Annotated in this window: 2 protein-coding genes; both read right to left on the minus strand. The window is 73.9% G+C overall.

What is annotated here, in order from left to right; translation table 11 throughout:
- Positions 1 to 41: 41 nt before the first annotated feature.
- Positions 42 to 1382 carry an MFS transporter gene (locus tag ACY34K_RS20770; RefSeq protein ID WP_462749187.1) on the minus strand — a complete coding sequence of 447 codons (1341 nt, stop codon included), beginning with the start codon at positions 1380 to 1382 and terminating at the stop codon, positions 42 to 44.
- Positions 1379 to 13654, minus strand: a complete 12276-nt coding sequence (locus ACY34K_RS20775) for an amino acid adenylation domain-containing protein (RefSeq protein ID WP_462749190.1) — start codon at positions 13652 to 13654, stop codon at positions 1379 to 1381. Before ACY34K_RS20775 ends, ACY34K_RS20770 begins: the two co-directional genes overlap by 4 nt.
- Between the last annotated feature and the right edge of the window lie 4 nt (positions 13655 to 13658).

The following is a 13658-nucleotide window of genomic DNA, read 5'->3' on the forward strand; positions in this document are numbered from 1 at the left end:
GCGATCGTGCTGAACCGGCCGATACTGCGGCTATAGAGCGGTTATCTCGGCTGCTGGGCCGGGCCGGAATCGGGCGGTCCGGAAGTGTGGCCGGGCTCGGTGCCGGAGGGTGCCGGGTCCGGCGGCGAGTCGTCCGGGCGGCGCGCGCCCCGCACCGCCGGGGTCAGGGCGGCGGCCGCCAGGGTCGCCAGCATCACGGCCGCGACCGCGAGCACCGTCGTGGTCGACCCGGCGGCGCTCAGCGCGAATCCGCCCGCGAGGGCACCGAGCGAACTGGCGCCGGAACCGAGCAGACCCGCGACGGCCCCGACCCTGCCCTGCATCCCGTCCGGGGTGATCCGCACCTGGTAGACCCCGGCCATCACGTTGAGGATCGCCCCGGCGAAGGAGGTGCCGGCGAACAGTGATGCCAGCAGGAACACGTTCGAGGTCAGGGCGACGAGCGGCATCAGCGCCGCCCAGACCGCGAAGATCGAGATCATCACGGTGCCGGGGTTCGTCCGCCGGACGAACTGCGAACCGGTGAGGGCTCCGGCGATGCCGCCGATGCCGGACACCAGCCCGATCAGTCCGATCGTGGCGGGCGACCCACCGCTTTCCTTGATGATGAGCACCAGGGCCAGCGAGAGCGCCTGGAACAGGACGTTGGTGACGGCGACCAACGAGATCGCGGCCCGCAGGAACCGCTGCCCCCACAGCCAGGCGAAACCCTCGGCGATCTCCGCCCGCAACCGCCACGGTGTGTCCGGGGCCCGTTCGGCCTGGAACTTCCTGCGGATCATCACCAGGCTGACCAGAGCGGCGAGATGACCGGCGGCGGCGAAGAGGAAGGGGGACCACTTCGCCGCCCCGTACAGCGCGCTGCCCAGCGGCTGGCCGAGGAGGCCCGCCGCCCGTGCCCTCGCCTCGTTCTGGGAGAGGGCCGCGGACAGCTGGCTCTCGTCGACGACGTTGCGGACCGCCGCCCGCTCGGAGAGCCGGTAGAAGATGGCGGCGGTCCCTTCCACGAACGCGACGGCCAGCATGTGCGGCAGCCACAGGGTGCCGTGCCACAGGGCCACCGCGACGCTGGCCATGGCCAGCAGCCCGGCCAGGTCGCAGACGATCATGGTGCGGCGGCGGTCGAGACGGTCCACGACGACGCCGGCCGGCAGCTGGACCAGCAGCATCGGGAGGAGTCCGGCGAAGCCCACGAGACCGGCGTCGGTGGTGGATCCGCCGTACCAGACCATCAGCAGCGGGAAGGCGACGGTCGCCGCCCGGTCGCCGAGGACGGAGACACCGGCGCCCAGCCACAGCAGCAGGAAGTCACGGTTCCTGCGCAGTGGCGGGACGGGCCGGCGCGGGCCGGACGCGACGTCCGGCCCGCTCACGGCGCTCACGGCGTCCGGCCCGCGGACCGCCCGGGCTCGAGCAGCCGCACACAGCGCCTGGCCACGTCCGCGCCCGCGTCGCCGTTGGTGAGGACGACGAAGCCGGTGCCCGCCTCGACGCGGCACATGGCCAGGGCGTGGTAGCCGCCGCCCGCGCCGCCGTGACCGAACTGCACGTCGTCGCCGAGGTCGTCGACCACGGTGCCGAGCCCGTAGCCACTGTGCGGGTGCTGGGGCGTGAGCAGTTGCCGGGCCGCGTCCCGGCCGAGCACGGCCAGGGGCCTGCCGAGGCGGGCACGGCGGATCTCCAGCAGCGCCTTGGCCATGTCGGTGGCCGTCGTCCACAGACCGGCGGCCGCCGTGTCGGGCCACAGGCGCCAGCCGCCCGGCACCGGCCGGCCGTTCTCGTCGTGCCCCGACGCGGCCGGGCGGCCCGAACGTTCGGGGAAGGACTGGTCGAAGCTGCTGGCCGTCATGGCGAACGGGTCGAGCACGAGCCGTCGCATCAGGTCGTCGAAGGGTTCACCGGTGGCGTCCGTCAACACCTGCTGCACCACCGAGAAGTGGACGTTGGCCTTGCGGAAGACCGTGCCCGGGGCCAGTTCGGCACGGACCGCCGGGTGCAGCTCCGGATGCCTGCCGTGCAGCAGGCCGGGCAGGTCGGCCACCTCCTCGCCACGGGGCTGTCCCGGGCTCGGGGTCGGTGCGAGGCCGGCCATGTGCCCGAGCAGCCCGCGCAGCGAGATCACCGCGCCGTCCGGCACGTTCCACTGCCGCAGATGACCGGAGATGTCCTCGTCGAGGTCCAGTGCGCCCTGCTCCGCGAGCCGTACGGTGCCGACCGCGGTGATCAGCTTGCTGAGCGAGCCGACCTGGAAGAGGGTGTCGGAGGTGACCGGGTCGGAGGTACCGGCGGCGCGTACGCCGTGGTGCTCGACGGCGACCAGCTCCCCGCCGTCGATCACCGCGAGGCTCGCGCCAGGGACGTTCCCGGCCACCAGGTCGTACGCCGTGTCCGTCCGCCCCTTCCCGGACGCGCCGGACCGCGCCGGCCGTTCGGACTCCGGGGCCTTCGCGGCGCGCTGTGCGGCGGCCGCCTCGTCGATCGCGGCGGCCACCGCCGCCACACTGTCGTCCCGGTAGATCATCAGCAGCGACAGGGGCAGGTCCGCCCTGCGGGCCTCGGCGATGACCCGGAAGACCAGGATGGAGTGGCCGCCGAGGGCGAAGAAGCGGTCGGTGCGGCCGACGTGTTCGACGTCCAGCACCCGCCCCCAGACTCCGGCCAGCCACTCCTCGGTGGGTGTGGCCGGAGTCTCGTACGCGCTCCGGGCGAAGGAGGTGTCGTCCGGCGAGGGCAGCCGGTGCCGGTCCAGCTTGCCGTTGGCGTCGAGCGGCAGGGCGTCCAGGGCGGTGAAGGCGGCCGGGACCATGTACTCCGGCAGGTTCCTGGCCAGTGCGTCCCGCAGGGCGGCCGGCTCGGGGACGGCGGCGCCCACGAGGTACGCGTGGAGCCGCCCGTCGCCGGTGGTACCCCGGTGGAGCACCACCCGGGCGTCGCTGACGCCCGGCACGGCGGCCAGGGCCGTCTCGATCTCGCCGAGTTCGACGCGGTGGCCGCGGATCTTGACCTGACCGTCGCCGCGCCCGAGGAAGTCCACGTTCCCGTCCGGCAGGAACCGGACCTGGTCGCCGGTGCGGTACAGGCGCGCCCCGGGCGGGCCGTACGGGTCGGGCACGAACCTGTCGGCGGTCAGGTCCGGCCGGCCCAGGTAGCCGCGGGCGACGCCGGCGCCGCCGATGTACAGCTCGCCGGTGACGCCGTGCGGGACGGGCCGCAGGAGGTGGTCGAGGACGTAGCCGGTCGTGTTCGGCAGCGGCCGGCCGATCGGCACCGACCCGCCGTCCGTGCCCACGACCGTGCCCGTGCCCGCGGTGAACTCGTGGCTGGCCACGGTGGCCTCGGTCGGTCCGTAGGAGTTGAGGACCCGGCCGTCGCCGACGAGGGCCCGCGCCTGCTCCACGTGTCGTGGAGCGACCGCCTCGCCGCCCACCACGAGGGTGCGGACCAGCGGGACCGGCCCGTCCAGCTGTCCGTGGATCAGCTCCAGGTGTCCGGGTGTGAGCTCGATGAAGTCGAACGGCCCGTGCGCGGTCAGCCAGGCGCCGAGTTCGCCCGGCTCCCGGCCGTGCGGGAAGACGTGCACGGGCGCTCCGCCGGCCAGCGGGGCGAGGAGGCTGGCGACGGTCATGTCGAAGGCGGTCGAGGAGACGAGGGCCGACCCCCGTGTGCCGCCCGCCAGGTACTGGTCGAGGGCGTGGTCGAGGAAGTTCGCCAGCCCCCGGTGGGTGACCTGGACGCCCTTGGGCCGGCCGGTCGAGCCGGAGGTGTGGACGACGTAGGCGAGGGTGTCGGGGTCCCGGTGGCGTACGGGCGCGGTGCCGGGCTGTGCGGCGATCGTCTCGCGCTCGCGGTCGAGCAGGACGCGCGGCCCGTCGAACTCCCAGGCGTCGCCGGCGGCCGTGTCGGTCAGCACCACCGCGGCGCCCGCGTCGGCGAGCGTGTACGTCAGCCGTTCGGCCGGGAGGGACGGGTCCAGCGGGAGGTAGGCGGCGCCCGCCTTCCAGGTACCGAGCAGCCCGGCCAGGAAGTCGGCGCCCCGGCCGAGGAGCAGGCCGACGACCGACTCGGTCCCGGCGCCCTCGGCGCGCAGCCGGTGCGCGATCCGGTTCGCCCTGGCGTCCAGTTCGGCGTACGGCACCGGCTCGCCGTCCACGATCACCGCGGGTGCGTCCGGTGTCCTGACCGCCCACTCCTCGAACCGGTCCAGCGGCGTCCACGCGGGCTGCCGGCCGGGGTGGGCCGCCCAGGTGGTGAGCAGCTTCTCGCGCTCACCGGCGGCCAGCACCGCCGCCCGGGCGTCACCGTCGGGGTCGGCGGCCATCGCCGCGAGCACCTCCCGGTACAGGGCGGCGATGCGCTCGCCGCCCGCCCGGCCGACGGTGCGGCCGTCGAGGTCCAGGACGAGGTCGGTGTCGTGTGCGGTGACCGTGAAGGGGAACTCGTCGTGGCTGAAGCCCTGGGCGGCGGCGGCACGCAGGGCGGCGGGCCCGCTGCCGGGGGTGTCGAAGTCCTCGTAGCTGAAGTAGACGTCGACGAGCCGGGAGCCGCCGGCGAAGGCGTGCTGGATCGCGGGCATCGGGTAGTGGCGGTGCGGCCACATCTCCAGTTCCCGTTCGAGGACCTGGCGGACGAGGCCGCGCCAGGTGGGGGCGGCCGGCCCGGCCGGGAACGGCAGGGTGTTGAGGTGTGTGCCGTAGACCCGCTCGGCACCCGGGGCCTCCGGGCGGCAGTGGGTGACCAGGCCCGCATGGAAATGGCGTTCGGGGGTCAGCCGGCCGAGCACGGTGAGGTGCGCGGCGAGCAGGACGCTCTTGAGCGGCGCGCCGGCGGCGGAGGCGAGTTCGCGCAGCCCGGGCCGGAGGGTGTCCAGCGGTACGGTGAAGCGGTGGGTGCGGCGCGGGGCGCCTGGGTCGTCGCCCCAGCCGTCCGGCAGGGTGAAGCGGGTGTGCCGCTCGACCACGTCCCGCCAGTGGGCGCGGTCCTCCTCGGAGTCGAGGGCCCGGAGTTCGGCGGCGACGGTGTCGGCGAACCGCACGCCCGGCGCCTCGTACGGCGGCAGGGGGAGGCCGTCGCGGAAGGCCCGGTAGAGCTCCAGCAGTTCGCCGCGGAACAGCGCGAACGACCAGCCGTCGATGATCAGGTGGGACTGGGTGACGGTGAGCTGCCAGCCGCCGTCGGCGAAGCGGTGGACCGCCAGGCGCAGCAGCGGGGCGGTGTCGTGGGGCAGGAGGGTGCGGCTCTCGGCGTCGATCAGCTCCCGCACGGTCCGGTCGCGCTCGTCCTCGTCGGCGCCGGTGAGGTCGACGACCCGCAGTGGCACCCCGGCGGTGGCGTGCACCAGCTGGACGGGGACGGAGTAGGTCCGGGTGTCCACGGAGGTGCGCAGGGCCTCGTGCCGGCCGATCAGCTCCGCGAGGGCGCGCTGGAACGGCTCGCGGGAGAAGGGCTCCTCGGGGCCGACGCGCATCGACGAGACGCGGTGGTAGGCGCGCGGGCCGTCACCGGCGAGCATCTCGACGAGCATGCCGGTCTGGGTCTGGGTGAGCGGGTAGGCGTCGGTGACGTCGTCGGGAACGAGGGCGCGGTCGGCGTCGCTCAGCAGCGCGAACGGCTCCACGGCGGTCACCCGCGGGGTGGTGCCGGTCCGTCCGGCGGCCAGGGCGCACAGGGCCGCGACGGTCTGGTGCTCCAGCACTTCGCGGGCGGTGACGTCGACTCCGGCCGGGCGCATCCCCCCGACGACCATGACCGCTTTGATGGAGTCGCCGCCCAGGTCGAAGAAGCCGTCCTGGACGCCGACGCGTTCCACGCCGAGCGCGTCCCGCCAGATGCCGGTGATCCGTTCCTCGACGGGGGTGCGCGGCGCCACGTAGGGCGCGCGGGCGAAGGCGGTGCGGCCGGGCGCGGGCAGGGCCCGCTTGTCGAGCTTGCCGTTGGGGGTGAGCGGGACGCGTTCGATGACCTGGTAGGCGGCGGGGACCATGTAGTCGGGCAGGGTGCGGCCGAGCAGTTCGCGCAGTTCGGCCGGTTCGGGGGCCGCCGTGCCGGACGGCACCAGGTAGCCGACGAGCCGCTTGTCCCCCGGGGAGTCCTCGCGGGCGACGACGATCGCGTCGCGGACGCCGGGGTGGGCGGCGAGCGCGGCCTCGATCTCGCCGAGTTCGACGCGGTAGCCGCGGATCTTGACCTGGTCGTCGGCGCGGCCGAGGAAGTCCAGGCTGCCGTCGGGCCGCCGGCGCGCGAGGTCGCCCGACTTGTAGAGGCGGGATCCGGGCGGGCCGAACGGGTCGGGCACGAAACGTTCGGCGGTGAGTTCCGGGCGGTTGAGATAGCCGCGGGCGACACCGGGGCCGCCGACGTGGATCTCGCCGCGTGAGCCGGTCGGCACGAGGTTGCCGTGGGCGTCGAGGAGGTGGACGGTCAGGTCGCTGAGCGGGCGGCCGATCGGGTTTCCGGAGCGGTCCTCGAGGTCGCGCCGGGTGATCCGGTGGTAGGTGGTGTGCACGGTGGTCTCGGTGATGCCGTACATGTTGACCAGGGCGACCCGGCCGAGGCCCAGCCGCTCGGTCCACGGCCGCAGTTCGCCGATCTCCAGCTTCTCGCCGGCGAATACGACGGCCCGCAGGGACAGCCGCCTCACGCGCCGGTCGCCGTCGGCGGCCGCCGCCACCAGGGCGCGGAAGGCGGAGGGCGTCTGGCTGAGGACCGTCACCTCGTGCTCGACGAGCAGGTCCAGGAAGTCGTCGGGCGAGCGGGTCACTTCGCCGGGGACGACGACGAGGGTGCCGCCGTGGAGGAGGGCGCCCCACATCTCGAAGACGGACACGTCGAAGGCGTACGAGTGGGACATCGACCACACGTCGGCCTCGTCGAAGGCGTAGTGCTCCTGGGCGGTGGCCATCAGGCGGACGACGTTGGCGTGGGTGAGGGTGACGCCCTTGGGACGGCCGGTGGACCCGGAGGTGTAGATGACGTAGATCGCGTTGTCCGGGCCGGTGAGCGGCTCGGGGGCGGTCGCGGGCTCGGCGGCCAGTGCCGCGCGGTCCCGGTCCAGAACCACGAGCGGGCCGTCGTGGAGGGGCTCGACGAGCGGGAGGGTGTCCGAATCGGTGACCACGAGCGGGGCTCCGGCGTCGGCCAGAACGTAGGCGAGCCGGTCGGCCGGATTGGCGGGGTCGAGCGGCAGATAGGCGGCACCGGACTTGAGGACACCCAGCAGGGTGGGGACGAGGTCGGCGCCCCGCGGCAGGCAGACGCCGACGAGCCGCTCGGGTCCCGCGCCGAGCGCCCGCAGCCGGTGGGCCAGCCGGTTGGCCCGGGCCTCGACCTCGGTGTACGACAAGGTGGTGCCGCCGGCGACGACCGCGACCGCTTCGGGGGTCCGGGCCGCCTGCCGCTGGAACAGCTCGTGGACGCAGTCCCGGACGGCGGTGCGGCCGCCTGCCGTCGTCCCGGCCGCGGCGGTGGCCTGTTCGAGGAGCTGCTCCCGCTCCCCCGCGGGCAGGCGGGGGGCCCGTGCGTCTCCGTCGGCGTCGGCGGCCATCGCCTCCAGCACGGCGCGGTACATGCCGGCGAGACGCTCGGCGTGGGCCCGGGTCATGACGTTGTCCCGGGTGTTGACGTAGAGCCGGTCGCCGCGGTTGAAGACGGTGAGGTCGAATTCGTTGGTCGCGCTGGTCATGCGGGTCTCGTTGGCGACCCGGTCGGTGTCGACCTGGTGGAAGTCGATGTAGTTGAAGTAGACGTTGATGAGCCGGCCGCCGCCCCATTCGTGCTGGACGACAGGCATGGGGTAGCGGCGGTGCGGCCACAGTTCGACCTCGCGGTCGTAGACCTGGCTGACGAGTTCGCGCCAGCTGCGGGCGGTGCGGTCGACGGCGAAGGGCAGGGTGTTGAGGTACATGCCGAGCACCCGGTCGGCGCCCACGGCCTCGGGGCGGGTGTCGACGACGAGTCCGGCGTGGTAGGCGGGCTCGTCGGTGAGCTGGCCGAGCACCTTCATGTGCGCGGCGAGCAGGACGCTCTTCATCGACACCCGGGCGCCCGCCGCCAGTTCCCTGAGCCGGTCGCCGAGGTCCTCGAACGGCACCTCGTGGTACAGCAGTTCGTCGGTCTCGCCGGCCCACTCGGCGGGCAGCGTCACCGGGGCGTACCCGGTGGTGATCCGCCGCCAGTAGGCCTGGTCGTCGGGCGAGGCGAGGGAGGCCAGCTCGGCGCTGATCGCGTCGGCGAACCGGACCTCGGGGAGTTCGTAGCGGCCGGGCTCGTTCCCGTCCCTCAGTGACCGGTAGCAGTCGAGGAGTTCCACCAGGAGCTGGTGGTAGCTCCAGCCCTCGGTGATGGCGTGGGACTGGGTGAAGGTCACCCACCAGGCCTCGTCGCTCTCGTCGTGGGCGACGATCCGGAACAGCGGGGCCCGCTCCACGTCGAAGGTCTCGGCGCGCTGCTCCCGCAGGAGCGCGAAGCGGGCGGCGGTGAGTTCGTCCTCGCCGAGGCCGCGGACGTCGTGGACGTGGACGGGGATCTCGGCGACCGCGTGCACCAGCTGCAGCGGCGTCGAGTAGCCGGTGAGGTGGAAGGAGGTCCGCAGCACCTCGTGGCGGTCGGCCAGGACGGCTGCCGCGGCCCGCAGCGCGGCGGGGTCCAGCGGCTTGTCGTCGACGACCCGGAAGGTGTTGATGATGTGGTACGGGTTCCGGTCGCTGTCGATCATCTCGATGAGCATGCCGAGCTGGGTGCGGCCCAGCGGGTAGGCGTCGGTGAGGCCGTCCGGGAGCTTCGCCCGGTCCTCGGCGGAGATCAGCGCGAACGGCGCCACGAAGGACCGGTCCGCGGGCGTGAGGTGGTCGCGGCCGGCGACGAGCTCGCAGAGCCGTTCGACGGTGCGCGCCTCCAGGACGTCGCGGACAGCGATGTCGACACCTTCCGCGCGCAGGGCGCCCACCAGGGCGACGGCCCGGATGGAGTCGCCGCCCAGGTCGAAGAAGCCGTCCCGGACGCCGACGCGGTCGATGCCGAGCGCCTGCCGCCAGATCTCCGCCATGCGCCGCTCGTCCTCGGTGCGCGGTGCCACGTACTCCCCGCGGACGAAGGCGTCGTCGCCGGGTGCGGGCAGGGCACGCCTGTCGACCTTGCCGTTCGGTGTGAGCGGGATGGTGTCCAGCAGGACGAACGCCGCGGGCAGCATGTACTCGGGCAGGGTGCGACCGAGCAGGTCGCGCAGCTCCTCCGGTGCGGCCCGGTGCCCGTCGAGGACGGTGTAGTAGCCGACGAGGCGCTCGTCGCGGACGACCACGACGGCCTGGCGTACGGCGGGGTGGGCGGCGAACGCGGTCTCGATCTCGCCGAGTTCGATGCGGTGGCCGCGGACCTTCACCTGGTCGTCGATGCGGCCGAGGAAGTCCAGGCTGTGGTCGGGGCGCCAGGCGGCCAGGTCCCCGGTGCGGTAGAGCCGTGCCCCGGCGGGGCCGAAGGGGTCGGGGACGAACCGTTCGGCGGTCAGTCCCGGCCGGCCGAGGTAGCCGCGGCCGACGCCGGCGCCGCCGGCGTACAGCTCCCCCGGGACGCCGACGGGCACCGGCCGGAGGTCCGCGTCGAGGACGTACAGTCGGGTGTTGCGGACGGGCGCGCCGATCGGTACGCGGCCCTCGCCGGCTTCCGGGCCGGTGAGGACGGCGTGGGTGATGTCGTCGGAGCACTCGGTCGGGCCGTAGGCGTTGACCAGCGGGACGTGCGGGTGGCGGGCGAGCCAGCGGGTGCACAGCTCGGGCGGCAGCACCTCGCCGGTGACGACCAGCCACCGCAGGTGGGGCAGTGCGGGCGCGGGCGCTCCGGCGTCCCAGAAGTCCAGGGCGGTGCGCAGGAGCGAGGGGACGACCTCCAGGACGGTGATCCTCTCGGCGGCGACGCGGCCGAAGAGTGCCTGGGGGTCGAGCGCGGTCTCGCCGTCGACGACGCGGACACGTCCGCCGGTGACGAGGGCGGCCAGCATCTGCCAGACCGAGATGTCGAAGGCCGGCGGGGCGTTGAGGACGAGGCTGTCGCCGGCGCCGAGGCCGAGGTCCTCGATCTTCGCGAGGAGGTGGTTGCCCATGCCGTCGCGGCGGACCATCGCGCCCTTGGGCCGTCCGGTGGAACCGGAGGTGTAGATGACGTAGGCGAGGTTGTCCGGGGCGGCGGTGGGTCCCGGGTCGGTGCCCGGCAGGTGGGCCCACTGCCGTTCGTCGTCCAGCAGGAGGGTGGTGACGTCGTCGGTGCGGTGCACCGCGTCCACCAGGTCGCGGCGGGTCAGCAGGAAGCGGGCGGCGGCGTCCTCGACCATGAAGCCGAGGCGCTCGGCGGGCGCTTCGGGGTCGAGCGGCAGGTAGGCGCCGCCCGCCTTCAGGACGGCGAGGACGGCGAGGACGAGCTCCGGTGAGCGCTCCAGGCAGATGCCGACCAGGACCTCGGGTCCGACGCCGAGTTCACGCAGCCGGCGGGCGAGCCGGTTGGCCCGGGCGTCGAGTTCCCCGTAGGTGATCTCCGTGCCGTCGGCGGCGACCGCGACGGCATCCGGGGTGCGGGCCGCGAGGCGCTGGAACTCCTCGGGTACGGAGAGGTCGGCGGGTGTGCGGGCGGTGGCGGTCAGCTCGTCGAGCAGCAGCCGCCGTTCGCCTTCGGGGAGCAGGACGGCGTGGGCGTCGCCGTCCGCGTCGGCGGCCATGGCCTCCAGGACGGCCCGGTACATGCCGCGCAGCCGTTCACCGTCGGCGCGGCTGAGGACGGCCGTGCTGGTGGTGAGGTTCATGCGGTTGCCGCGGCAGTGCAGGGTGATGTCGAACTCGGTCTGGGAGACGCCGAACCGGGCGTCGGCACGGGCGCCGTCCTCGCTGTCGGCGCGCTCGTCGCGCGGCAGGTCGACGTAGTTGAAGGCGACGGTGACGAGCCGGCCGCCGCGCCATTCGCGCTGCATGGCGGGGAAGGGGTAGCGGCGGTGCGGCCACAGTTCGGCCTCGCGGTCGAAGACCTGGGTGATCAGCTCGCGCCAGGTGCGGGCGGAGCGGTCGGCCGGGAAGGGCACGGTGTTCAGGTGCATGCCGTACACCCGGTCCGCGCCGCGGATCTCGGGGCGGGCGTCGCAGACGAGGCCGACGTGGAACGCGGGGGCCTCGGTGAGCCGGCTCATGACCTTGACGTGCGCGGCGAGCAGGACGCTCTTGACGGAGACCCGCAGCCGGGTGGCCAGGGCGCGCAGTGAGTCCTCGATGTCGTCGAGGTGGACCCGCAGGTCGTAGCTCTCCCCCGGGCCGTCCTCGCGGTGCCAGCCGTCGGGCAGGGTGAAGGGCGCGTGGGTGTCGACGATGCCGCGCCAGTAGCCGGCGTCCTCCTCGGAGTCGAGGGAGGCCAGTTCGGCGGCGATGTGGTCGGCGTAGCGGACGGCGGGGGCCTGGTACGGCTCCGGTTCCAGGCCGCCGCGCAGCCGGCGGTAGGCGCCGATCAGTTCGGACAGCAGCCAGTTGTGGCTCCAGCCCTCGGTGATGGCGTGCGGGCGGGCGATCGACAGCCACCAGCCGTCGTCGGCGGGGTCGGCGGGGTCGGCGGGGTCGGCGGCGGTGTAGGCGGCGATGCGCAGCAGGGGCGCGCTGCCGAGGTCGAAGTCCGCGTCGCGCTCGGTGCGCAACAGGGCCAGCAGTTCCTCGCCGGGTGTGCCGTCGGCCCCGGTCGCGGTGCTGGGCACGTGGTGGACGGTGACCGGCACGTCGACGTCGGCGTGCACCAGCTGCACGGGCCGGGTGCAGGAGTGCAGGTCGAAGGAGGTGCGCAGCATCTCGTGGCGGGCGACGACGATGCGGGCGGCCGTGCGCAGGGCTTCGGGTGAGAAGGGGTGGTGGTCGGAGATCCGGTAGGAGATGAAGCTGCGGTAGGCGTCGCCGCCGCTCAGCATCTCCACGACCATGCCGGTCTGCACCTGGGACATCGGGTAGGCGTCCGCGAGGCCGTCGGGGAGCTTCGCCCGGTCCTCGGCGGAGATCAGCGCGAAGGGTTCGACCAGTCGGTCGTCCTCGGCCAGACCGGCACGGGTGGCGAGGAGTGCGCCCAGCCCGGCGACGGTGCGGTGGGTGAAGACGTCACCGACCGAGACGTCGAGCCGCTCCTCGCGCAGGGCGCCGACGAGGGCGACGGCCCGGATGGAGTCACCGCCGAGGTCGAAGAAGCTGTCGTGCACGCCGATCCGGTCCACGCCGAGGACGTCGCGCCAGACGGCGGCGATCCGTTCCTCCGCCGGGGTGCGCGGGGCTGCGTACGCGGAACGGGCGAAGGCGTCCTGGTCGGGAGCGGGCAGGGCGCGCTGGTCGAGCTTGCCGTTGGCGGTGAGCGGCACGGCGTCCAGGGCGACGAACGCGGACGGCACCATGTAGGCGGGCAGCGTGCCGCCGCAATGGGTGGCGAGTTCCGCGCCGGTGGGAAGGGCCGTGCCGGGCGCGGCGACGCAGTAGGCGACGAGCCGCTTGTCGCCGGGGGTGTCCTCGCGGGCGACGACGACGGCGTCACGGACGCCGGGGTGGGCGGTGAGCGCGGCCTCGATCTCGCCGAGTTCGACGCGGTAGCCGCGGATCTTGACCTGGTGGTCGATGCGGCCGAGGAAGTCCAGGCTGCCGTCGGCGTTGCGGCGGGCCAGGTCGCCCGACCTGTAGAGGCGGGATCCGGGCGGGCCGAACGGGTCGGGCACGAACCGCTCGGCGGTGAGCTCCGGGCGGTGCAGATAGCCGCGGGCGACACCGGGGCCGCCGACGTGGATCTCGCCGGGCACTCCGACGGGCACGAGTTCGCCGTACGCGTCGAGGAGGTGCACGGACAGGTCGGCGAGGGGGCGTCCGACGGGGCTGGCGGTCGCGTGCGCCAGGTCGGCGGCGGTCAGGTCGTGCCGGGTGGTGTGGACGGTCGTCTCGGTGATCCCGTACATGTTGGTCAGGACGGGCGCTTCGAGGCCCAGCCGGTCCGCCCAGGGGCGGATCTCGCCGAGTTCCAGTTTCTCGCCGCCGAAGACCACACTGCGCAGGGCGAGACGGCCGGTGCGTTCGTCGCCTCCGGCGGCCGCCGCGACCAGGGCGCGGAAGGCGGTAGGGGTCTGGCTGAGGACGGTCACGCCCCGCTCGGCGAGCAGGTCGAGGAAGTCGTCGGGCGAGCGGGTCACTTCGCCGGGGACGACGACGAGGGTGCCGCCGTGGAGGAGGGCGCCCCACATCTCGAAGACGGAGAAGTCGAAGGCGTAGCTGTGGAACATGGTCCACACGTCCGCCGGCCCGTAGGCGTACCGCTCCCGCAGCGTGGACATCAGCCGCGCCACATTGGCGTGGGTGACGGTGACGCCCTTGGGGCGGCCGGTGGAGCCCGAGGTGTAGATGACGTAGACCGTGTTGTCCGGTCCCGACAGGTGCTCGGGGTCGTCGTCGGCGTGGACGGACAGGTCCTCGCGGTCCAGGACGACGGTGGTGCCGTCGTGGACGGAGCCGACGAGCGGCAGCAGCGGGGAGTGGGTGACGACGACGCGCGCTCCGGCGTCGCCCACCACGTAGGCGAGCCGGTCGGCCGGGTTGGCCGGGTCGAGCGGCAGATAGCCGGCGCCGGACTTGAGGACGCCGAGCAGGGCCGGGATCAGGTCCGGGCCGCGTTCCAGGCAC

The organism is Streptomyces sp. STAM6 (assembly GCF_054963715.1).